Below are 23,133 nucleotides of genomic sequence, written 5' to 3'. Positions count from 1 at the left end.
AAGTAACAAAGCTCAAATACACCAAGAAGCATCAGACGAAGCACTGAACCCCGCCTGACGGAAAACCGCTTTTAGCCGTTCTTTGTTTTATTTCGTCTTTCGTTCCTTTGATGACTTGGCGACTTTGTTATAGTCAAGGCATAAGTTTAAGAAAAATTCAAAGTCTTTTCTGTCTTTAAACCCGTCTGGGTTTATATAGCAATAACCTTTGTATTCTTTACCTTTCATCAACATTGTCTCATAACCATCTTTTTCCGAAAGTTCTTCTTGTCGGCTTGGGTCAAAACGCAACATTAAATTTTCACCACTTACACAAACACAAGTCTTTCCATTTACCATAAAGTTTAAAACATTGAACATTTCTTTTTCATCAATGTCTATGCCAGGTATTTCAGCAAGATATTCTCTAACTCTATCAGCAAGGTTTGTGTCGTAGGTCATAAATGAAAATTATTTACGCGAGTGAAGCCCTACTGTATTGCCTTCTGTGTCAATGAATATAGAGATAAAGCCAAACTCACCAATATTCATTTTAGATTGCACAACTTTTCCGCCAGCCTTTTCAATTCTTTGTTCTTCTGCAATGATATCTTCGGTTTCAAAATAGATAACTGTATTATTGCTACTTGGCTGATATTCTTTTTTCTCTACCAAAGCACCTGAAATGTTGGGGCTTTGGGGATTGAAAGGGAAAAATGATTGCTTCCCCCATTCCATGGGAGCGTCAGTTAGTTTTACATTGAAAACTGTTTCGTAGAATCTCTTTGCTCGGTCTAAGTTTCCTACGTTAACATCAAACCAACCTACCGGGTTGCCACTTGCATTTTTTGATATTGCCTTTTCTTGCGATTTAGCTTGAAAAAAAGTGAAGGACAAAAGCAGGATTATATGAAAGAATTTATTGCTCATATTTTTATTCTTAATTGGTTTTTTTTTACTCAGAATGTCAAAAATGTTAGCCAGGTCTGAAGACTACTTGCGAGAATGAAGTCCTACCGTATTGCCTTCTGTATCAATAAAAATGGAGATGAAACCGAATTCACCAATATTCATTTTAGGTTGCACAACTTTTCCACCAGCTTTTTCAACTCTTTGTTCCTCTGTTATGTTGTCTTCGGTTTCAAAATAAATAACCGTATTGTTGCTAGCTGGTACAAAATCTACTTTTTCAACCAATGCACCTGAAATGTTTGGGCTTTCGTGGTTAAAAGGGAAAAGCGATTGCTTGCCCCACTCAATAGGAAGGTCAGTAAGTTTTACATTGAAAACTGTTTCGTAGAATTTTTTTGCTCGGTCTAAGTTTGCTACATGTAGGTCAAACCAACCAACTGGATTTACATTTGCCATTTTAATGTGATTTTTAAGTTTTTTGCACTGTTGCGATGCAAAGGAAGAATCAATCCAAACGGCAAAATTGTAAAAATGGGACAATCTTATTTTTTGTCAAAAATCAAAGACATTTTTAGGTCGTCTCCGAAAAACTCCTTCGGTGTCAATCCTGTAAATTCCTTAAATTCTTTAATAAAATGTGCTTGGTCAAAATATTCGTTTTCATAAGCCAAGTCAGTTAGGCTTGTAATCTGTTCATTCAGTAATACTTTCAATGTTGCCTGAATTCTAATTGTTTTTGCTAATTGTTTTGGACTTAACCCAATGGCTGAAGAAAATTTCCGAGCTAATTGTCTTCGGTTTATGTTATTGCTCTTTGAAAATTCATTCACCGAGAACTGTCCATTTGTGCTGAAGATGGTTTCAATTGTTGATGTTACGATTTTGTCGATTATGCGTTTATCAGCTAATTTTTTTAAAAGAAAGGTCTCGATAAGATTAATTCTTTCAGATGTAGAGTTTGCGTTTAAGATTTGATTGCTAAGATTTACGCCTTCTGCTCCATACAAGATGGTCAATGGCACCGCAGTGTTTTCCATTTCTTTGATTGGGATTGATGTAAACGGTAAAAATCCATTTGGTTTGAATTGCACAACAAAACTACCTGTTACTCCTATGGGCTCAATCACATAGGGCTTTGTCAATTGTCCAATTAGAAAGCATTTTGGTAAAATTGTTATCTCGCCATTTTGTGAATGATGTTTGTAGGTTTCTCCATAATGAAAAATCAATTTCATCGTGCCGTCTGGTATGATGGTGTTTTTGAGAGGTATATTTTCTTTCTCACCGTCTAATGTCCAATACCGTTTGACAAATTCTTTCAATTTGGTAGTCGGCTCATATGTTTTCGGATTCAACTCCATTGTCAATTTTTGTACGGTGTCTTTTTACAATGACGGCCAACTATTGCATTTACGTAGCCCTCAAACCTACAAATTCCCATTCTTAACATGAAGGCAATTGTGCTTTTTTGTATCCGGTCTTTGCCCACCTCCCGTCTTCTTGTTAACTTTCACACATGAACCGCATCGATCGCCTTACTGCCATTCTCATTCAACTGCAAACCAAGCGCATTGTAAAAGCAGAGGAGATTGCCCATCGGTTCGAAATCAGTTTGCGCACCGTGTACCGCGATGTGAAGGCACTGATGGAAGCAGGTGTGCCCATTGGCTCGGAGGCAGGCACGGGTTATTTTATTGTAGATGGTTTTCATTTGCCGCCCGTCATGTTCACGCAAGATGAAGCCAGCGCCATGATGATGGCTGGAAAGTTGGTCGAGCGCATGACGGATCACTCGGTGCGCACGGCATTTGAAAATGCGTTGATGAAAGTGAAGGCCGTGCTCAACGAAGCACAAAAAGATCACTTGGAAAATTTGCAAGCGCACATCGAAGTACTAAAACCGCACATGCAGTTGCCCGCCCAGGCCGGCAACCATTTGTCTGACTTGCAAAAGGTCGTTGCACAAAAGAAGGTGGTGCAATTTCAATACCTCAACAACCAAAGCGAGCACACCACACGCGAGGTGGAGCCCATCGGTTTATTTTATTACAGTGCCGCGTGGCATTTGATTGCGTGGTGCCGGCTGCGCAATGGTTTTCGCGATTTCCGCACCGACCGCATCAGCCACTTAAAAACAACGGAAACGGTTTTTGCACCTCGCAGTATCTCCACCTTGCAAGAGTACCTCAACAGCTTGCAACAAACGAACACAGAAATGAAATCGGCTGAGGTTAGCTTTGAGATGGAAGCCGCACAATTCGTGCAAAACTCACGTCACTATTTTGGGTATGTGTCAGAAGAAAAAGCAGAAGGCCGTGTGCGCATGAAATTTTTGACGGCCGACTTGAACATGATGGCGCGCTGGTTGCTATCGTACGGCCGAGCGGTAGAAATAGAAAGCCCCGAAGAGTTAAAAGAACACGTTCTTCATTTGGTAGAAGAACTTCACGAACATTACAAAGTGATTGCCTGAGTCCGTGAAGTTCTTATCAATCTAGAAATCGCTACAACAATTCAGCATCCGAGCTGATCGCCACTTTCAATGCTTTTGAAATGATGCAATTTTTCTCTGCGCCTTTGGTCACTTCTTCAAATTGAGCAGCGGTAATACCCGGCACTTTTCCTTTAATGGAAAGATGTATACCAGTAATATCTAATCCTTCCAAATTGAGAGTTGCCATGGTATCGAGCGAAGTAGCAGGAGTGCCGACTTGTGTAAGTGCCGCACCTACTGCCATGGTAAAGCAGCCAGCGTGAGCGGCAGCCAATAACTCTTCAGGATTAGTGCCGATGCCGTCTTCAAATCGTGTTTTAAATGAAAACTGTGTGTTGTTGAGGACAGTGCTTTGCGAAGTGATGTGTCCTTTTCCGGTTTTCAAATCTCCTTCCCAGTGCGCGGATGCTGTTCTTTTCATAAGTGTTTAAGTTTTATTGATATTTAATTTTTAATGTATCCTGCTTCACATTCCAAAATGAAAGGAGAACAATTGTCATAAAATTTCTTTATTGACTTATCAGACCAGATTATTTTAATCTCCATTTTTGATAACGTTTCATAACAACTTCATGAGGTGTTGTCCTTCCCGCCTTTTCATCCTTTAAACCTCTTTCAATAGAAGTACGCGCACCTTCACTAAGATCGTCATACCAATCACTCTCCTTTTCAGCTTCTAAAAGTGCATGAATCATTTTGATGGTTTTAACATCCGCTTGGTCGATGTACTTTTTTGTTTCTCTTCGTAGGGCTATGGCTTCTTTCATAATCATTTTAACATCTTAATCTTAAAAATAATGCATTTAACTAAGACAAAAAACTACCACCAAATCAATGGCAACTTAATATCGCTAACAGAATCCACCACCAAATCAGGTTTGAAAGCAAAGCGCGATAAATTTTCTCTTTTCGTCACACCGCTCAACACCAAAATCGTTTTGTAGCCCATCTGCACGCCTCCGCGGATGTCGGTGTCCATCGTATCGCCAATAATGGTGGTCTCGGCTGTTTCCAAAGCCAATGCTTTGCGTGCCGATCGCATCATCACAGGGCTTGGCTTGCCCACCACAAATGCCTTGATGCCGGTGGCTTCCTCAATCATGGCGCTGGTGGCAGCTATGCCCAAATTATCCCAGCCCATTTTCTTAGGAGATGGGTCGCGGTTGGTGATCACAAATTTGGCACCTGCCAAAATCATGTCCACCGATTTTTGTACCATCTCCAATGTAAAATTTCTTCCTTCGCCCAACACCACAAAATCAGGATCTGAATTCACCAACGAAATTCCATTTTCGTGCAAACTGGAAATCAAACCACCTTCGCCCAACACAAACGCAGTGCCGCCAGGAATTTGACTGGCCAAAAATTTGCCTGTTGCCATGGCGCTGGTGTACACGTGCTCTTCGCTTACTTTTATACCCATCTTGGCCAACTTGCGCACGGCATCAATGCGCGTGCGCTGACTGTTGTTGGTCATGAACATGAAGGGAATGTTATCTTTTAGCAACCGATTGATGAATGTATCTGCGCCTGCAATCATCGTATCACCACCATAAATCACACCATCCATGTCAATCAATAAACCTTGTGCCATTTTTCTTTTTAATTTTATGAGACAAGTTAATCATTTTGTTGACTAGTACTGAACAAACCATCTGATTTTAACGTAACCGATTTCGATGGCTATTACCACCATGTTAAAAAGTACTTTCCCATTAAGTCTTCTTATTCTATTTGCTTGTAGTAAAAAAGAAGAACCGGCTGCGCCATCTAATATTTTCTTGTTTACCACGATTGGAATGGTCGATACTCCGTTTCAACCAAAGCCAGCGCTGGCTATCTGGGATAAATATTTTTTGCAAGAACCTTGAAGTAGATTTTTTTAAAAATCTGTACAAATAGCCGTTTTTAGGTTAAAAAGGCATATTCGTACTTGACAAATTCGGAATCTGATTCCGGATTTGTCAAATTCATTATCTTTGCAAAATGGTAGTAAGAGCCGCTTCGCAAAAACTAAAACAATTGGCCACTAAGTTTCCCGTGGTCGGGTTGCTCGGTCCACGTCAATCTGGAAAGACCACCCTAGCGAAAGAACTCTTTCCAAAAAAGCCGTACGTCAGCTTTGAAAACCAAGATACGGTGTTACTGGCAATCCGCGACCCTCGCGCATTTCTATCAGCCTACAAAAATGGCGCTGTCTTTGACGAAATTCAGCGTGCACCTCAACTGCTATCGTACCTGCAAGAATTGGTAGATGCTCACAAAAAGAAAGCAGGACTTTTCGTGATTACGGGTTCGCAAAATTTATTATTGCTCGAAACCATTACGCAAACGCTGGCGGGCCGCATTGCCTTCATTCAATTACTGCCGTTTAGCTTGACTGAACTTCGTGATACAAACTTCGGCAAACAAACGCTTGATGGTTTTTTGTTCCGTGGTGGCTACCCGCGCTTGTACCAGCAACGCATTGCACCTACTGACTACTATCCCAATTATTTATTGACGTATGTTGAACGTGATGTTCGGCAAATAAAAAACATCAGCAATCTTGCCTTGTTTCAGCGGTTTTTGAAAATCTGCGCTACACGCACCGGGCAGCAACTGAATTACTCCGCCATCGCCAACGACTGCGGCATCGACCAAAAGACGGTACTCAACTGGCTGGGCATACTCGAAGCGAGTTTTATTGCCTTTCGACTGCAACCGTATTACAACAATCTTGGTAAGCGACTTTTGCAAATGCCCAAGCTTTACTTTTATGATACCGGGCTTTGCAGTTCGTTGCTTGAAATAGAAAATGAAAAGCAGATGGCGAACCATCCACTGCGCGGAGCCTTGATGGAGAACTTGATGATAATTGAGCTGTTGAAAAGTAGGTTGAACCGCGGCTTGCGAAGCAACTTGTTTTACTGGCGCGACCGAACTGGTAACGAAATTGATTTGCTGCTCGACCAGTCGGATGCTGTTGTGCCTATTGAAATCAAGTCATCTACCACGTTTCACTTGGATTTTCTAAAAGGCATCCGCTATTGGCAAAAATTGAATCCCAAATTGAAGTCATCTTACTTGGTCTTCAATGGAAAAGATGGGCAAGTTGAAAAAACGAAGATTCTGAACTGGAAGAATATAGCTAAAATCAAAAACTGATACTGGACAAATCTGGATTCAGATTCCGGATTTGGGCGTGTGGGCGGAGGCAAAAACTCGAATTTGACGCCCAAGTGTTCGACCAACTATTTTCGACTGACCAAAAGAAACTGGAAGAAACACTCACTGCGGAAATTTTGATTTGGTAAATTGGCTTGTTATCTCAAACTAAACCCCTCGAATTCGATGGGTTTAAATTTGGATAATTTACCTGACTTACATGACTGTTATGGCAAAGAATAAAAAAATAATTGTTGATGGTGCTGAAATCACTATTCTAAAGAATAAAGACGAAGACTTCATCTCTCTGACGGATATGTCGAAAAGTCAAATGCAGGAAGCCATTATTATAAAATGGCTGAGCCTGAAAAGTACCATTGAGATGCCATCAAAGAAAATCTAATACCTAAAGAGATTTCAAAAGTGAAAGTACCGCACCGCAAAAAAATATCCAGCCTGCCCTTGCCACAAACCAGCCAAACTGCTTTCTTTAGAACATCAGTTTCCTACCCTCATTCCTCAATTGAAAAATTCACGATATTAACGGATTATTCAATGAACTTCACAGAATGAGCAGTCACGAAATAGAACATAACGTAAAGCAGATATTCGAGCGGTTTTCGAAGGACGAGTTTCTGTTTGACTTGCTTTTGGCATATGGCATTTCTAAGACTTCTATTACCCGTTTGAAAAATGGAGATTTTAACCTATCTAAAACGGACGGAGAAATATTGTACAAAAAGAAGGTGTTCTTCAAACAAGAAAAAGCCGACAAGCTTTTAAGTTCAATTGAGACTGTTGCAAAAGATGAACGAATCTCAAAGCATCAACCACGGTTCGCAATAGTAACCGACTTCACAAACTTGGTGGCAAAAGATTTAAAGCTTGGCAAGAACTTAGACATTCCGCTTAAAGATTTGCCGAGCCATTATGCTTTCTTTTTACCGCTTGCTGGTAGCGAAGTCTATCATTCAACCAACGACAACGAAGCAGACCGCAATGCAGCCTACAAAATGGCACAACTCTATGATTTGCTCATTACACAAAATCCGAACGTTTACAACTCAAAAGAAAGTGTTCACAACTTGAACATATTCTTATCGCGCTTGTTGTTTTGCTTCTTTGCTGAAGACACTGACATTTTTGAGGGCGACAGCATCTTTACTAACACACTCCACCAACACACCAACGAAAACGGTAGCGACACGAACGTATTTCTTGATAGACTTTTCGAGCGATTAAACTCGGAAACTGCAAAAGGTTTTCCTGCGCACTTTGCCCCTTTCCCTTATGTAAATGGCGGTTTATTTGGAGGTAAGAAATTTGCCTCCCCAGTATTTACCGCTAAGGCACGAAAAATTCTAGTTGAACTGGGAGAACTCAACTGGCGCGACATCAATCCCGACATTTTTGGTTCAATGATTCAGGCGGTATCCGATCCTGAAGAACGCAGCGATTTGGGAATGCACTATACAAGCGTTCCAAACATTCTAAAACTCATCAAGCCTCTGTTTTTAGACGAACTTTACGAAGAATTTGAAAACAGCAAAACCATTCCGCAACTGCGAAAACTTGTTAACCGGATTTCTAAAATCAAATTTTTTGACCCTGCCTGCGGTAGCGGGAATTTTTTGATTATCGCGTACAAAGAAATTCGTTTGTTAGAAATAAAAATCCTGCAGCGCATAATTGACCTCAGTCCTTCACCAGGTTTAGAATTCACACAAATACAACTAACACAGTTTTATGGCATAGAAATAAAAGACTTTGCCCACGAAATGGCCATACTTTCACTTTGGTTGGCCGAGCATCAAATGAATAAAGTATTTGAAGAAATGCTGTTTGACTTCGGAAAGAGCAAACCTATTTTGCCTTTAAAGCAAGCGGGAAAAATTGTGCAGGGAAACTCTGCACGTGTTGATTGGAAAATTGTATGCCCGATTGAAAAGGATGATGAAGTTTATGTTATTGGGAACCCGCCTTATTTGGGAAAAAGTCTACAGGCAGAAGAGCAGAAAAATGATATGGATTTGGTTTTTTCTTCTTTCGAGGGATACAAAAATCTTGACTATATCTCTATCTGGTTTTACAAAGGAGTAAAATACATTGAGAGTCAAAACGTGAAACTCGCCTTTGTTTCAACAAACTCAATTTGTCAAGGTGAACAAGTTGCATTGTTGTGGACGAAATTATTAAGTTCAAGGATTGAAATTGATTTTGCCTACCAATCCTTCAAGTGGATAAATAATGCCAAAGGTAATGCTGGCGTTACAGTTACTATTGTAGGATTGCGAAACAAAAGTGCAAAACCAAAATATCTATTTAACAACAACTCCAGAAGAGAAGCTAAAAATATCAATGCATATCTTCTCGATTCTACTGATGCCATCATTGTAGGAAGAAGTTATTCTATTTCTGGATTGCCTGAAATGACCAGCGGAAGTAAGATTAGTGATGATGGGAATTTATTATTAGATGAAAAAGAGAAACAAGAACTCATTTTACATAACAGTATTACACAAAAATTTATTAGAAATTTTATTGGTGCTCATGAGTTCTTAAATGGCCACCTTAGATTTTGTATCCATATAACCCATAAAACAGTTAAAGAAGCTTATGAAATCCCGCAATTTGCAAAGCGTTTTGAAAAAATTAAAACATTTAGATTAAAAAGCACCAAAGAAGCAACTAGGAAAAAAGCTCAAACACCACATTTTTTTGATGAAGATAAACATCAAGAAGGTGATTATATCTTGATTCCAAGACATTCTTCGGAGAACAGAACATATATTCCTTTGGGATTTCTAAATGATGAAACCATAATGGGTGATTCTGCTCTTGCAATCTATGAAGCTCAACCTTGGCTGTTCGGAGTTATCCATTCCAATATGCACATGGTTTGGGTGGATGCAGTTGGTGGAAAACTAAAAACAGATTACAGATATTCCGCCAAGTTGTGTTACAATACTTTTCCATTTCCTGACATTACCCTCAAGCAAAAGGAAAATCTGAATTTGTATGTGTTTGCCATATTGGATGAGCGGGCCAAACATCCAGAAAAAACAATGGCTCAACTTTACGACCCAGATAAAATGCCCAAAGGCTTAAAACAAGCGCATGAAGAACTTGACAGAGCCGTAGAGCAATGTTACCGCCTTCAGCCCTTTACATCAGATACGGAAAGGCTTGAGTATTTGTTTAAAATGTATGAGGAGATGACCAAAAGAGGGACGTTGTTTGAAAAACAGAAGAAACAGAAAAAGGCAGTGACGAAGTCAAAAAAATAAGATATGCCCGATTTAATAAAAGTAGAATACGGCCAAACTGGTAAGAGTAAAAAGACGAACGCACTAGGCATGCGTGAAATGCAGGAGCGTGCTTATGGTGCACGCACCGCCCAATACCTGTTGATAAAAGCACCGCCAGCATCGGGCAAATCAAGAGCGTTAATGTTTATCGCCTTAGACAAACTCAACAATCAGGGAATTAAAAAAGCCATCATTGCTGTTCCTGAAAAATCAATTGGTGCTTCATTTAGTTCAACCGAGCTAAAGAAGTTTGGCTTTTATGAAGATTGGACAGTAAGCCCCAAATACAATTTATGCACGGCAGGCACAGACAAAAGCAAAGTAAAAACGTTTCTGCAATTCTTAGAAAGCAGCGATAGTATTTTGATTTGTACACATGCCACGTTGCGTTTTGCTTTTGAAGGGCTGGACGAAAAGAAATTGAATGATACCTTGATTGCCATTGATGAGTTTCACCACGTTTCATCTGATGGTGATAATCGGTTGGGCGAAGTAATGAAGGGCATAATGTCAAAATCAAACGCTCACATTGTCGCCATGACGGGCTCATATTTTCGAGGCGACAATGTGCCCGTATTACTTCCTGAAATTGAGGCCAAGTTCACAAAAGTTACCTACACCTATTATGAACAGTTAAACGGCTATGAATTTTTAAAATCGTTGGGAATTGGCTACCACTTTTACACAGGTCGTTATTTCAAAAAGCAGCCCGACAAACAAATGTCGGCATTGGAAGAAATCTTAGATGAAAAGAAAAAAACCATCATTCATATTCCGAGTGTGAACTCTGCCGAATCATCAAGAGAAAAATATGAAGAGGTAGGCCACATTATGGATGCCTTAGGCGATTTGGAATATCAGGATGAAAAAACAGGCGTGCTATTTGTCAAAAGCAAACGCTCTGGAAAGCTGCTTAAAATTGCCGATTTGGTAAATGACAATCCAAACGAGCGAGATAAGATTTCAGCTTATCTGCGTAAAGTAAATTCACCGGAAGATATTGATATCATCATTGCCCTTGGCATGGCGAAGGAAGGCTTTGACTGGCCATTTTGTGAACATGCATTAACCATAGGTTACAGAGGTTCATTAACAGAAATAATCCAAATTATTGGCCGCGCAACACGAGACAGCAACAACAAAACGCACGCACAATTCACGAACCTAATTGCACAACCGGAAGCTGAAACGGATGAGGTGAAAGTGGCGGTAAATAATATGTTGAAAGCCATTACCGCCTCTCTATTAATGGAACAAGTACTTGCGCCTAATTTCAAATTCAAATTGAAGGATGACGACAATCCTGAAGGCGAAAAAAATGACGATGAAAGCACGATAAGAATCAGAGGTTTTAAGTTGCCTACATCTCAACGTGCAAAAGATATTATTGAAAGTGACTTAAACGATTTGAAAGCCCGGATTTTGCAAGACGACCAAATGTTGAAAGCAATGCCCGGCAATGTTGAGCCCGAAGTAATCAATACAGTTTTAATTCCAAAAATCATTCGGGAAGTGTACCCTGATTTGAGTGAGGCTGATGTAGAAGCCGTTCGCCAGCATGTAGTTGTAGATTCAGTAATTAAAAACAGTGTTATTGAAGAACAGGGCGGAAAGAAATTTGTGCGCATGGCAAATAGCTTTGTGAATATAGATGACATTCATATTGACTTGATTGACCAGGTAAACCCATTTCAAAAGGCATTTGAGATTTTATCAAAATCAGTAACCACTCACATATTGAAATTGATTGATGAGCATATTCAATCCATCAAAATCGAAATGACAGAAGAGGAAGCTATTATGCTTTGGCCTAAAATAAAAGAGTGGATTGGTCGAACAGGGGAAGCGCCAAATCTTCAATCGTATGACCCAAAAGAAAAGCGAATGGCAGAGGCGGTCATATTTTTACGTGAATTAAAAAGACAAAGAGCATTGAATGAGCAGCAATAAGAAAAAAATATCATTAGACGACATCTTCCAGGATGATGATTTTGGCTTGCTGGAGTCAACGGCAAAAACATCAAACGTGAAAAGTGAAGATGACCGCTTAGTTGATTCGTTTGAAGAAATTAATGGCTTTGTTGATAAAAACGGAAGAGAACCGAATACATCAAGCATGTCTGAATATGGGCTTTTAGCTCGACTTAAAAACATTAGGCAAAACGAACAACAGAAAGTCATTTTAAAGCCATTTGACCGTCATAATCTTTTAGGAGAAGTGGAAATTCTCAAAACAAATATTGATGATATTTTAAGTGATGACGACTTTGGCTTACTAGAAACTGATAGTGACTTGTCAATTTTTAAATACAAGCATATTTCGAAGGAAGATGAAAGAGCTGAAGCAGATTTTGTTGCACAAAGAAAGCCATTGAAAGAGTCAGAGTTTAAGCCCTACGAAGCTATGTTTCAAAAAGTACATCGGGAAATAAAGGAGGGGAAACGTAAGGTTCTTCCTTTCAGAAATACCGAAAAGAATTTACACGTAGGCGATTTTTACTTGATTGACGGAGTAATGCTTTACTTAAAGGAAGCTAATCTTGAGAAGACCTTTTGGGAGACATCAGGAGGCCGTGAACGGATTGAAGGTCGGACTTTCACAATCTTTGAAAACGGAACATATAGTAATATGCTTTTTCGTTCCCTAGGAAAGCAAATTCAAAAGAATGGTAAACTGATTACGAATACTTACGAAGAAATAAATGCTGAACTCTATGTGAATTCAGGGATGGTTAAAGAGGAAGATATTCAAACCGGGTGGATATATGTACTTAAATCAAAATCACTTCATCCTGAAATTTCAAAAATCAAAGACCTATACAAAATAGGGTTTTCAACTTCTCCGCTTGAACAAAGGATTAAAAACGCAAAAAATGAAGCGACTTATTTGTATGCGGAGGTAATTAAAGTCGCAAGTTACGCGTGCTACAACAGGAACGCAGAGAAACTAGAGCAACTTCTTCATAGATTTTTTGCAGAAACTTGCCTTAATGTTGACATTGAAATCATTAAAGGAAAACGAATCACACCGAGAGAATGGTTTGTAGTTCCGTTTGATGAAATAGAAAAAGCTATTGAATTGATTTTGAATGAGCAAATAGTTAACTATCGGTATGATAAGGACCTTAAGAAAATTGTAGTTAAATAACGGTCTCACTGGTGCAAACACATTTGCAAGGCACAAGTCAAAACTCAAGCTCAACCCCTACACCAAATACTCAAACAAATTCTCGTTCTGGTTTATTTCGGTGTGTTTATAAAAAAACTTTATCTTTCGATTACCAAATGCCGTGGCAAACTGGGCTAACGCAGCGAAGGGGCACGTCACAACGGCATCGCGTCAAGCCAGGTTTATAACCTCGCCTGACGTTTTTCTTGTCACCTACACCAAATACTCAAACAAATTCTCGTTCTGGTTGATCTCGGTGTAGTTGAGTTTGTATTCGCCCATGCGGGCAATGAGGGATACGTAATCTTCCTTTGATTTTAGTTCAATGCCAATCAAAGCCGGGCCGGTTTCTTTGTTGTGTTTTTGGATGAACTCGAAGCGCACAATGTCATCGGTGGGGCCGAGGATGTGATTGACAAACTCTTTCAACGCACCCGGCCGCTGCGCAAAGCGAACAATGAAATAATGTTTCAACCCTTCGTACAGCAACGAGCGTTCTTTAATCTCCTGCATCCGGTCGATGTCGTTGTTGCCACCGCTCAATACGCACACCACACGTTTGCCTTTGATGTGTGCTGCATATTGGTCGAGGGCGGCAATGGTCAGTGCGCCTGCCGGCTCGGCTACAATGGCGTCTTCATTATAAAGTTGCAGAATGGTGGAACTCACTTTTCCCTCGGGCACCAATAGCATGTCGCTGAGGGTGTCCTTGCAAATGTCAAACGTCAGGTCGCCTACTTTTTTTACGGACGCACCATCTACAAAGCGTTGTATTTTTTCCAACACCACTGGCTTGCCTGCCTTCAGTGCTTCTTTCATCGAAGGCGCACCCGTTGGCTCCACGCCAATGATTTTGGTGTTAGGCGAATACGTTCTAAAATAGTGCGACATGCCTGCACACAAACCACCACCGCCCACGGGCACAAACAAATAATCAATATCCGATTGTTCGTCCAGCACTTCTTTTGCCACGGTGCCTTGTCCTTCAATGGTTTTGATATGGTCGAAGGGTGGAATGAATGTTTTGTCGCTTTCGTCTGTGAACTTCAGCGCGTGCATCTGACATTCATCAAACGTATCACCAATCAGCACAATTTCCACCAACCCACTACCAAACATCTTCACTTGATTGATTTTTTGTTTGGGTGTAATGGCCGGCATGTAAATCACACCTTTTATATCGAGTAGCTTGCACGAAAGCGCCACGCCTTGTGCATGGTTACCCGCACTCGCGCACACTACCCCACGCTGGCGTTGCTCTTCACTCAGGCTCTGAATCAAATTATACGCCCCCCTAATTTTGTACGACCGCACCACCTGCAAATCTTCGCGCTTCAAATACACTTCGCAGCCAAACTTCTCCGACAACTTTCGGTGAAACTGCAAAGGCGTCTTCAATACAATGTTTTTTAGAACAAGGTGCGCTTTGTGAATGTCGATCTGCTGAGGGAGTGTTGTTACCATTTTCTTGAAAAGTCGGCAGTAGGCAGGATGTAGTAGGCAGTCGAAACAAAAACCTGCCGACTGCTTACTGCCTACTATTTTTTAACTGCTATAATTATTCCAGTTGACCAAACTTGTTTTGTTACCATTAAATCCTTTCGGTGCTCCAAACAATCAATGAGTCTGCTTGCTTTTTCCTGATGACCTTCTGGCCAATTGGGTTGCGGAAGCATGTCATCAACAATGTAAAATCCACCTTTGTTTAGCATCGAAAGAGCATCTTCCAAAAGAAGGTATTTTCCGTGCCATGTATCCGCAAAGATGTAATCGTATTTTTCATTTCTATTCTTCTCTATCCATTCTCCTCCATCCACGCAAATCAATTTCAATCGCTTATCATCTCCCAAAAAAGATTGAGCTATCTCTAGAAATTTAGGATCATTGTCAACAGAAGTGAGCGTTGATTCTTCATCCATCCCATCTAATATCCACGAGGTAGACAATCCTGTTCCCGTGCCCAGCTCCAAAAATTTACCTCTTGGTTTTGAACCCGCCAGTGTCCTCAACAAAGAACCTGTCAGCACATCCGAGGCCATCGTAAAGCCCGAGAGCTTTGTAGCATCATCGATACTTTTGTATGCAGTAGGAAATTGTTGGTTGACTGTTTGAACCATATTACTTTAGAAAGTCAGCAGTAGGCAGTCGAAGCAAAAACCTGCCGACTGCTTACTGCCGACTGCCTACTAGTTTATCATGCTCGCCTCCACACTTGCCTTCTCCGGTCTCAACGCACGCACCGCTGCGCCAGCCTGCCACAGCTCGCTCTCACGAACTTCTTTCAATTCTTCTGCCAACTTCTCGCGATAGTCAGGTTTGCTACAGGTTTCAATGGTACGCTTCGCCTCTGCACCGCTTGCTACGCTTTCATACAATTCTTTGAACACCGGCAGTGTAGCTGCTTTGAATTTCTTTTTCCAATCTAACGCACCGCGCTGTGCCGTGGTTGAGCAATTTGCATACATCCAATCCATTCCGTTTTCGGCCACGAGTGGCATCAAGCTTTGTGTGAGTTCTTCCACTGTTTCGTTGAATGCTTCCGAAGGCGAATGTCCTTTGGAGCGAAGCACTTCATATTGCGCTTCAAAAATTCCGGCAATGGCGCCCATCAACGTGCCGCGCTCACCTGTCAAATCCGAGTAAACTTCTTTTTTGAAATCTGTTTCAAACAAATAACCAGCGCCTACGCCAATGCCCAATGCAATCGCTTTTGTCTTTGCTTTTCCCGTTGCGTCTTGAAACACAGCATAGCTAGCGTTGATGCCTTTGCCTTGCAAAAATAATCTGCGCACCGAGGTGCCCGAACCTTTTGGCGCGGCCAAAATCACATCTACATCGGCAGAAGGCACAATGCCCGTTTGTTCTTTGAACGTAATGCCAAACCCGTGCGAGAAATACAACGTCTTGCCTTTAGTCATGTACGGTTTGATAGTAGGCCACAGTGCAATTTGCCCTGCGTCCGAAAGCAGAAACTGAATAATCGTTCCGCGTTTCACCGCTTCTTCAATATCAAAAAGTGTTTCGCCCGGAATCCAGCCATGCGCCACCGCTTTGTCCCACGTCTTGCTGCCTTTGCGCTGTCCTACAATCACATTGAAACCATTGTCGCGCAAGTTCAGCGACTGCGCAGGACCCTGCACACCGTAACCGATAATTGCAATCGCTTCATCGCGCAGCACGTCAAGTGCTTTTTCCATCGGAAATTCCTCGCGTGTTACCACTTCTTCTATTGTTCCACCGAAATTAATTTTAGCCATTTTATTTGTTGTTTATGTTTAAAAAAGAATTCAGAAGTTAGAATTTAGAAGTCAGGAGATAGTAGTTAGTAGTTGCCTACTGCTTACTGCCGACTGCCTACTTTTCATTGCCATTTTGTTCATCATTCACTACTTATTTTATTTTGGGCGGCAGCCGGGCTATCCGCTACAAGTCCGTCCATCCACTCATCATCACGCTTCGGGCTTTCCGCTCCTATCCCTGCCGCACTGTACTTACATATTGTTTCTCAACCTTCTCATTCATCCCTGCCTACTTCTTACTGCCGACTGCCTACTTCTCAATCAACGTCCACAATCCTTTCACTCAATTCATAATACAAATGACTTCCCTCATGCGACCGCACCATATCCACTTCAATCAGTTTTTCTAATTGGGCAGATACTTTTTCGATCATGTCAGGCGTAGTGAATAGCAACATAATCACACCGCCCCTGCGAAAATCATTTTCATTTTCATGCGCCATCAGTTTTTTGATACGCACGCGCCTGCGGTTAAGTACATTAATAATCCTGTTCAACACAGAAAAATTATTGTCTGCCGCCACCTCCAATGTGAAATCTTGTTTCATCTCTTTATCTTTTAACCGCAAAGTCCGCAGAGTTTCGCAGAGACTTTGCCTACTGCATTTGCTTATTGCCTACTTGCTCTTACCATCCTGCCAACTGCTTACTGCCGACTGCCTACTACTTCCCACTCGGTATCTCCAAAATCACCTCCGCCACTCCCGCGCCAGCGGGCACCATCGGGAATACGTTGTCTTCTTTCTCCACCACCACTTCCAAAAAATAAGAAGTATCGGCTGCCAACATTTTCTTCAGCGCGGTTTCCAAATCTTTTTGCTCCGTCACTTTATCGGCTGTGATGCGATAGGCTTCTGCAATTTTTACAAAATCCGGGTTGTCCATTTCGGTAAACGAATAGCGCTTGCCATGGAAAAGCTGTTGCCACTGCCGCACCATTCCCAAAAAGTTATTGTTCAACACCAAAATCTTTACAGGGATTTTGTATTGCATAATCGTGCCCAACTCTTGAATGGTCATCTGATAACCACCATCGCCAATAATGGCAATCACCTGCTGATGCGGTGCGGCCACCTTTGCGCCCATCGCAGCCGGCAAAGCAAAACCCATCGTGCCCGCTCCACCCGAGGTAATGTTAGTGCGCGGGTTTTTGTATTTGTAATAACGTGACGTCACCATTTGGTGCTGACCTACATCGGTCACTACCACCGCTTCACCGTTGGAAAGTTCGGAAAGCATGTGCACCACTTCGGTCATCTTCAGGCTGTTGGTGTTTTTGATTTCCTTCTCCACCACTTTTTCAAACTCTTCTTTGTTCAATGCTTTAAAGCTGTCAATCCATCCTGAATGTGAATTTGGTTTGCAATGCTTGATTAACTCCGACAACGCTTCTTTTGCATCGGCATTCACAGCTACATCAGCTTTGATGATCTTATTAATCTCCGCTTTGTCGATTTCAATATGAACCACTTTCGCCTGCTTCGCATACTTGCTCACATTGCCCGTCACGCGGTCGTCAAAGCGCATGCCCACGGCAATCAGCACATCGCATTGATTCGTATTTACGTTCGGGCCATAGTTTCCATGCATGCCGAGGTAGCCAACGTAGTTGGGATGATTGGTGGGAAATCCGCCCAAGCCCAGCAACGTACTCGCCACGGGTATGCCTGTCTTTTCAGAGAATTTAATCAACTCATCAGTCGCCCCCGACAATAAAATTCCTTGTCCCGCTAAAATGTAGGGGCGCTTCGCATTATTAATGAGAGCCGCTGCCGCTTCTACTTGTGATACTTGTAAAACAGGTTTCGGTTTGTAGGTGCGCACCGCGCGACAAGGTTCGTATTCTAATTCTTCAATCAACTCGTTCTGCGCATTTTTGGTGATGTCCACCAACACAGGCCCCGGCCTTCCGCTCGCGGCAATGTAAAATGCTTTCGCGATGGCGGGTGCAATGTCTTTCGCTTCCGTTACTTGCACGTTCCATTTCGTAACTGGAATAGTTGTGTTCACCACATCAATTTCTTGAAAGGCATCAGTGCCCAACAAATGCGCAAACACCTGACCTGTGATGCACACCACGGGAGTAGAGTCAATCAACGCATCGGCAAGACCTGTTACTAGATTAGTAGCACCTGGCCCCGAAGTAGCAAACACCACCCCCGCCTTGCCCGAAACTCTTGCGTAACCTTGTGCCGCATGAATGGCGCCTTGCTCGTGGCGCACCAACAAATGCGTAAGCTTATCGGCATAGTGGTAGAGCGCATCGTACACCGGCATAATCGCCCCACCGGGGTAGCCGAAAATGTGTTGCACTTTTTCTTCCACCAAGCAACGCAGCAACACTTCAGAGCCCGTGATCTTCAAGGCTGCCTTCGCAGTCACTTCTTCCCGTTTTTCAATCTCTGTTGCTACCATTTCCTTTTCATTTATTTCTAGCTCTTCTAATTTAAGCTACAAGCCTCAAGCTGCAAGCCGCTCAGCGTTGTCTATAGTTGTCTGCTTTTCAATCGCTTCTTTAAACTCTGCTTACTTTTATTTTCCTGTTGTCACCTCTCACCCTGCCAACTGCTTACTGCCGACTGCCTACTTTTATTTACTTACTGCCAACTGCCTATTTATCCTCCGTAGCTTTAGCGAAGGAGGACTATTCCCTAATCCTCATCTGTTACACATCCATCAGCCGCGGTCTTAACCAACTTAGCATACTTATACAACACGCCACTGCTTACGCGCAACTTCGGTGCTTTGTATTGCGAGCGCCTAATCGCCAACGTTTTTTCATCAACCAACAAATTGATCTGATGCTTTTTGATATCTATTTCAATCCAATCTCCATCTTCCACTAAACCAATCAGGCCTCCATCAAAAGACTCCGGAGTAATGTGCCCAATGACAAAACCATGAGACCCACCTGAAAATCTTCCATCAGTAATCAAGGCAACGGATTTACCCAAACCAGAACCCATGATCAGACTTGTTGGTTTCAACATCTCAGGCATGCCCGGTGCTCCTTTCGGCCCCACATTGCGAATGACCACAACATCGCCTTCTTTTATTTTACCTGTTCTCACTCCATCCACCACATCAAACTCACCATTAAATACACGTGCAGTTCCTTTAAATCTTTCTCCCTCCTTGCCAGTGATTTTTGCAACAGATCCTTTTTCAGCAAGATTGCCATACAAAATTTGGATGTGACCGGTTGCTTTTAACGGTTTTTCCAATGGAACAATTACATCTTGTTTTTCGAAATCGAGATCATTGGCGTTAGCAACATTTTCAGCAAGGGTCTTTCCAGTTACCGTGATGCAGTCACCATGCATGATTCCTTTTTGAATCAAATATTTTATCACCGAAGGCACACCACCTATTTTGTGCAATGCTTCCATTAAATATTTTCCACTCGGTTTTAAATCTGCAATCAGCGGAGTTTTGTTAGAAATACGTTGAAAATCTTCTTGTGTGATTTTAATGCCGACACATTTTGCCATCGCTATTAAATGCAAGACAGCATTGGTTGATCCACCTAACGCCATTACTATGGTGATCGCATTTTCAAATGCTTTAAACGTCATAATGTCGCGTGGCTTCAAATCTTTTTCAAGAAGAATTCGAATGGCCTTGCCGGCCTCTATGCATTCTGCGGACTTTTCTTTGCTCAATGCAGGATTCGAAGATGAATACGGCAGTGCCATACCCAGTGCTTCAATAGCCGAGGCCATGGTATTGGCTGTATACATACCACCACATGCTCCTGCACCGGGACAAGAATTTTGGATAATACCTTTGTAATCTTCCTCCGAGAGTTTGCCTTGCATTTTTTCGCCAAGGGCTTCAAATGAAGAAATGATATTTAATTCCTTGCCTTTGTAATGGCCACCAGCAATCGTACCACCGTACACCATTATAGACGGGCGATTTAATCTACCCATGGCCATGACTGAGCCCGGCATATTTTTATCGCAACCCACAACAGCAATGACTCCATCGTAATGTTGTGCACCACAAACGGTCTCAATTGAATCTGCGATTACTTCCCGGCTAACCAACGAATAACGCATGCCTTCCGTGCCGTTGGCAATTCCGTCACTCACTCCAATGGTATGAAAGATTAAGCCCACCAGATCCTGAGCCCATACGGCAGTTTTTACTTCTTGCGCCAGTGCATTCAAATGCATATTGCAGGTGTTGCCATCGTAGCCTGTACTTACAATACCTACTTGTCCTTTTTTTAGATCTTGCTCCGTCAAACCAATTCCATACAACATCGCCTGCGAGGCAGGAAGCGTGGGGTCTTGGGTGATGGTGCGGCTGTATTTGTTTAATTCCATTTATTTCGTTGTTGGTTGCTCGTTGTTGGTTGTTCGTGGTTGGTTGCTTCGAATAACGACCAACCAGCAACGACCAACGATTACACAATTACATAACTATAACTCTTATCCAACACAATATTGCGGTAGGTCTCCTGAATCAAAGCGCCCATGGAATCTTTCCACAGTTTGGCTACGGGTTGTCCTTCTACAGATTCAATGGCAACAATTTCGTTCATCGTACTGCAGAAAAATGCACTATCGGCTTCAAATAAATCTTCCGGCTTAAAGTATTTTTCTTCTACCGGCAAATCCAACTCTTTACAAATATCAATGACTGTTTTACGAGTGATTCCTGGAAGAATACTTTTGGCAGGCGGTGTGTAGATCACCCCGTCTTTCTCGTAAAAGAAATTAGCTCCCGGGCCTTCGGCCACAAAACCATTCAGATCTAATAACAAACCATCATCGAAACCACGTCTTCTTGCTTCGGTAGTGGCTAAAATTGAGTTCACATACAATCCACAAACTTTAGCTTCTACGGTAACAGCTTTGGGATTGGGTCGTTGAAAAGAGGAGATACAAATTCGCTTCTGCTTCAAGTTAGGATGTTGTTCGCATGCCCAGGCTGTGATCATCAACGAGACTTCGGAAGGTGCGGTGAGTTCCATATTGGGTCCACAGAAAACCAGTGGACGGATGTATGCGTTCGAAAGATTATTCTTTTCCAGTACCTGATAGGTGAGTTGAATAAGTTCTTCCACGCTGTAGGTAAAAGGAATTCCCATTAAGTCGCAACTGCGCTGTAAGCGCTCGAAGTGAGCCCGCGGTTTAAATACTTTTATTCCATTTACGGTCTCATACGAGCGGATGCCTTCAAATACACCGTAGCCATAGTGCAATGTCTGGCCAAATAGATCCATTTTGGCTTCGCTCGCCTTAACAAATTTTCCATCTATAAAAAGAATGGTTTCATCGTTGTAGTACTCTATCATGATAGAACAATCGTTAGTTTGTTGTAGTTGCCATAAAATAAAACCGCCCCGATTTTGTCGGGGCGGTTGAAAATTTCTTTTGCAAAATCGTCACTGCCCCGGTTTTCGGAGAATAATGACGTTAATGAGCACAAGGCTAGTATTGATCAAATTGTTGAGTCGATATGTAGCCGTTCTGTTCATTTATTTTGTTGTGCCGTAGTGCAAGATGGCAAAATTTTCTTGTGGTAATCAATGAAAGTGCAAGAAAAAGTTTTGAAAATTCAAAAACGAGTGTTAGGTAGATGGAACAAGAGTTTAGAATACGTTCCCACCCCAGACAAAATTCTTAAAGTTATTGCCTGCGGGATTTAGGCCTACTAAGATTTGTTTCTTCAAACCCATTGATTTCGACCTGCTGGACAATAAAGCGGCATCGCTCTGAGTGACAGTCGTTTTAATTTCTACGGCACAGTTTTCTTTCCAAATCAAATCTATCTCTTGCCCTGATTTTTTTTGATAGTAATTAACTGATTTGTTCAGCCGCATAAATTGGTTAATCACGGTGTTCTCAAAAATCTTCCCAGTCTCTTGTTCTTCCATTAAGTTCAGCAATCCAGAATCTGAAAAATAGTACTTTGGCTGCTGACTGATTTCCTTATCGGTATTATTGCTGAAAGGCGTAAGCTTTGTCAAGAAATAAGTCTGCTCAAATAGATTGAGGTAGTTGGCAATTTTATTCCGATTGATGCCCGCTACTGAAGCCAGTTTACTCGCATCCATCTTACTACCTACTCTTGCGCTGAGCAAACGAATAAGCCTATACAATTCATCATTCAGTGAATAATCGGACAGAATTTTTACATCCATATCAATATATGCATTGAGGATGTCTTGCAGCATTGCTTTTTTGGAAGCAGTTTTTCCAATCAACGTTACCTCTGGAAAGCCACCAAAGCGAATAAACTCATTGTAGTGTGACTTGTACAGGTTGTAAAAACCTTCTAGGTAGGAATAAAACGAAAATTTTTTGTCTACCTCTATCCCTTTAAACCGTAGGAACTCATCAAAAGATAGCGGAGTTAGCTCAAAGATCTGTTTCCGCCCAGCCAAACTTTCCGAAAATCTGTTTTTGAGATAAAACGAACTTGAGCCAGTGACAATAAATTTAGTGCGATAGGTGTCGTACCAATACTTCATCACACTTACAATTTCAGGCAGCAATTGAATTTCATCCAACGCGATGGTGCATTTTTTGGTGACATCTACACCCATAGTCTCTAGGAAGAGTTCCATTTCCCTATTGGTGGATTGCTTAAAAATCAGCCGATTTTCTATCCTCTCCAAATCGAGGTAGATTTTATTCTTGCCTGGCACTTTATCCAAAAGCTGTTTCAATAAAGTGGACTTGCCTACCCGCCTCATACCGGTAATAACGGTAGCCGGCTTTTCGGCAAGATGGCTTTTCAGGGCTTTATAGAGAGTTCTTTCAAACATACTTTATGCACAAATATAGTGCATAAAGTTATACTATAAGCATT

At 41.7% G+C, this 23,133-nt stretch carries 22 protein-coding genes; 7 read left to right on the top strand and 15 right to left on the bottom strand.

Going from position 1 to position 23,133, the window contains the following annotated elements; all coding sequences use genetic code 11:
- Nucleotides 1-87: 87 nt before the first annotated feature.
- From KA713_20155 to KA713_20140, 4 genes are all read right to left on the bottom strand, one after another.
- Nucleotides 88-441: a TfoX/Sxy family protein gene (locus KA713_20155; GenBank protein ID UXE66721.1), complete on the bottom strand. Its 354-nt coding sequence runs from the start codon at nt 439-441 to the stop codon at nt 88-90.
- 9 nt (nt 442-450) lie between these two features.
- A complete protein-coding gene (locus KA713_20150) occupies nt 451-909 on the bottom strand; it encodes a VOC family protein (protein ID UXE66720.1) in 459 nt (152 codons plus the stop codon).
- A 63-nt stretch (nt 910-972) separates the two neighbouring features.
- Nucleotides 973-1,347 (bottom strand): VOC family protein, encoded by a 375-nt coding sequence (locus KA713_20145; protein ID UXE66719.1) that lies wholly within the window; start codon nt 1,345-1,347, stop codon nt 973-975.
- Nucleotides 1,348-1,433: 86 nt separating this feature from the next.
- Nucleotides 1,434-2,246 carry an AraC family transcriptional regulator gene (locus KA713_20140; GenBank protein UXE69205.1) on the bottom strand — a complete coding sequence of 271 codons (813 nt, stop codon included), beginning with the start codon at nt 2,244-2,246 and terminating at the stop codon, nt 1,434-1,436.
- A 161-nt stretch (nt 2,247-2,407) separates the two neighbouring features.
- Here KA713_20140 and KA713_20135 point away from each other — a divergent pair, with 161 nt between their 5' ends.
- Nucleotides 2,408-3,364, top strand: coding sequence for a YafY family transcriptional regulator (locus tag KA713_20135; GenBank protein ID UXE66718.1), 957 nt, complete (start codon nt 2,408-2,410; stop codon nt 3,362-3,364).
- A 31-nt stretch (nt 3,365-3,395) separates the two neighbouring features.
- On the opposite strand, the gene KA713_20130 is transcribed toward KA713_20135, so the two are convergent.
- The 3 genes from KA713_20130 to KA713_20120 all read right to left on the bottom strand — a co-directional run bounded on the left by KA713_20130 (nt 3,396) and on the right by KA713_20120 (nt 4,979).
- On the bottom strand, nt 3,396-3,806 hold the full coding sequence (locus KA713_20130; protein ID UXE66717.1) for an OsmC family protein: 411 nt from the start codon (nt 3,804-3,806) through the stop codon (nt 3,396-3,398).
- 109 nt (nt 3,807-3,915) lie between these two features.
- Nucleotides 3,916-4,152, bottom strand: a complete 237-nt coding sequence (locus tag KA713_20125) for a hypothetical protein (protein ID UXE66716.1) — start codon at nt 4,150-4,152, stop codon at nt 3,916-3,918.
- Nucleotides 4,153-4,205: 53 nt separating this feature from the next.
- A complete protein-coding gene (locus tag KA713_20120) occupies nt 4,206-4,979 on the bottom strand; it encodes an HAD-IIA family hydrolase (GenBank protein UXE66715.1) in 774 nt (257 codons plus the stop codon).
- Nucleotides 4,980-5,064: 85 nt separating this feature from the next.
- Between KA713_20120 and KA713_20115 the strand changes: the two genes are divergently transcribed.
- From KA713_20115 to KA713_20090, 6 genes are all read left to right on the top strand, one after another.
- Nucleotides 5,065-5,256 (top strand): hypothetical protein, encoded by a 192-nt coding sequence (locus KA713_20115; GenBank protein ID UXE66714.1) that lies wholly within the window; start codon nt 5,065-5,067, stop codon nt 5,254-5,256.
- Between the two features lie 115 nt (nt 5,257-5,371).
- Nucleotides 5,372-6,532 carry an ATP-binding protein gene (locus KA713_20110; protein UXE66713.1) on the top strand — a complete coding sequence of 387 codons (1,161 nt, stop codon included), beginning with the start codon at nt 5,372-5,374 and terminating at the stop codon, nt 6,530-6,532.
- 229 nt (nt 6,533-6,761) lie between these two features.
- Nucleotides 6,762-6,935: a KilA-N domain-containing protein gene (locus KA713_20105; protein ID UXE66712.1), complete on the top strand. Its 174-nt coding sequence runs from the start codon at nt 6,762-6,764 to the stop codon at nt 6,933-6,935.
- A gap of 166 nt (nt 6,936-7,101) precedes the next feature.
- Entirely contained in the window at nt 7,102-9,819 is a 2,718-nt protein-coding gene (locus KA713_20100; GenBank protein ID UXE66711.1) for a class I SAM-dependent DNA methyltransferase, read from the top strand.
- A 3-nt stretch (nt 9,820-9,822) separates the two neighbouring features.
- The gene (locus KA713_20095; protein ID UXE66710.1) at nt 9,823-11,790 is read left to right on the top strand and encodes a DEAD/DEAH box helicase; all 1,968 of its coding nucleotides are present in this window, start codon (nt 9,823-9,825) and stop codon (nt 11,788-11,790) included.
- A complete protein-coding gene (locus KA713_20090; protein ID UXE66709.1) occupies nt 11,777-12,988 on the top strand; it encodes a GIY-YIG nuclease family protein in 1,212 nt (403 codons plus the stop codon). The genes KA713_20095 and KA713_20090 overlap by 14 nt, the downstream gene beginning before the upstream one ends.
- 234 nt (nt 12,989-13,222) lie before the next feature.
- Here KA713_20090 and ilvA read toward each other — a convergent pair whose 3' ends face one another.
- From ilvA to KA713_20050, 8 genes are all read right to left on the bottom strand, one after another.
- Nucleotides 13,223-14,473 carry a threonine ammonia-lyase IlvA gene (gene ilvA / locus KA713_20085; GenBank protein ID UXE66708.1) on the bottom strand — a complete coding sequence of 417 codons (1,251 nt, stop codon included), beginning with the start codon at nt 14,471-14,473 and terminating at the stop codon, nt 13,223-13,225.
- A 74-nt stretch (nt 14,474-14,547) separates the two neighbouring features.
- Nucleotides 14,548-15,126 carry a class I SAM-dependent methyltransferase gene (locus tag KA713_20080; GenBank protein UXE66707.1) on the bottom strand — a complete coding sequence of 193 codons (579 nt, stop codon included), beginning with the start codon at nt 15,124-15,126 and terminating at the stop codon, nt 14,548-14,550.
- Nucleotides 15,127-15,195: 69 nt separating this feature from the next.
- A complete protein-coding gene (gene ilvC / locus KA713_20075) occupies nt 15,196-16,266 on the bottom strand; it encodes a ketol-acid reductoisomerase (protein UXE66706.1) in 1,071 nt (356 codons plus the stop codon).
- Between the two features lie 299 nt (nt 16,267-16,565).
- On the bottom strand, nt 16,566-16,856 hold the full coding sequence (locus KA713_20070) for a hypothetical protein (GenBank protein ID UXE66705.1): 291 nt from the start codon (nt 16,854-16,856) through the stop codon (nt 16,566-16,568).
- A 115-nt stretch (nt 16,857-16,971) separates the two neighbouring features.
- On the bottom strand, nt 16,972-18,723 hold the full coding sequence (ilvB, locus tag KA713_20065; protein ID UXE66704.1) for a biosynthetic-type acetolactate synthase large subunit: 1,752 nt from the start codon (nt 18,721-18,723) through the stop codon (nt 16,972-16,974).
- A 236-nt stretch (nt 18,724-18,959) separates the two neighbouring features.
- Nucleotides 18,960-20,639 (bottom strand): dihydroxy-acid dehydratase, encoded by a 1,680-nt coding sequence (gene ilvD / locus KA713_20060; GenBank protein UXE66703.1) that lies wholly within the window; start codon nt 20,637-20,639, stop codon nt 18,960-18,962.
- A gap of 80 nt (nt 20,640-20,719) precedes the next feature.
- Complete coding sequence (gene ilvE / locus KA713_20055; GenBank protein UXE66702.1) at nt 20,720-21,613, bottom strand: branched-chain-amino-acid transaminase; 894 nt, start codon at nt 21,611-21,613, stop codon at nt 20,720-20,722.
- Between the two features lie 297 nt (nt 21,614-21,910).
- Entirely contained in the window at nt 21,911-23,089 is a 1,179-nt protein-coding gene (locus KA713_20050) for an ATP-binding protein (protein UXE66701.1), read from the bottom strand.
- Nucleotides 23,090-23,133 lie beyond the last annotated feature (44 nt).

The organism is Chryseotalea sp. WA131a (genome assembly GCA_025370075.1).
Lineage (GTDB): Bacteria > Bacteroidota > Bacteroidia > Cytophagales > Cyclobacteriaceae > ELB16-189.
This window is presented reverse-complemented; position numbering and strand designations above follow the sequence as displayed.